At 70.0% G+C, this 393-nt stretch carries 1 protein-coding gene; it reads right to left on the reverse strand.

Annotated elements, in window-relative coordinates; all coding sequences use genetic code 11:
* Window positions 1-41 precede the first annotated feature (41 nt).
* Window positions 42-393, reverse strand: a 352-nt coding sequence (locus GYA94_RS25870) for a GGDEF domain-containing protein (RefSeq protein ID WP_161893381.1), incomplete at its 5' end; no start/stop codon positions are given.

The raw sequence follows: 393 nt of genomic DNA on the forward strand, positions 1-393 counted from the left end.
CACAGGCGCTGAAGATGCCGTGGCCGGCACCTAGCGCGCGATCACTCCCCCTCTACCCGGTCCCGCCCGGCCTGCTTGGCCGCATAAACCCCGGCATCGGCGCGCAACAGCAACGCGTCGGCGCCCTCCCCCGGCCGCCACCCGGCCACGCCGAAACTCGCGGTGACTTGGCCCACGCCGTCTACCGGGTCATTGCGCACGCCTTGCCAAAGCTCCAGCGCCAGCACACGCGCCTGCTCGGCATCAGTGCCCGGGCACAGCACCATGAACTCCTCCCCGCCCAGCCTGCAGAACACGTCGGTACGCCGCAAGCGCTGGCCGATGCGCTGGCACAGGCTGCGCAACACCCGGTCACCGACCGCATGGCCGAAACGGTCGTTGATGCGCTTGAAG

Source organism: Pseudomonas juntendi (genome assembly GCF_009932375.1).
Classification (GTDB): domain Bacteria; phylum Pseudomonadota; class Gammaproteobacteria; order Pseudomonadales; family Pseudomonadaceae; genus Aquipseudomonas; species Aquipseudomonas juntendi.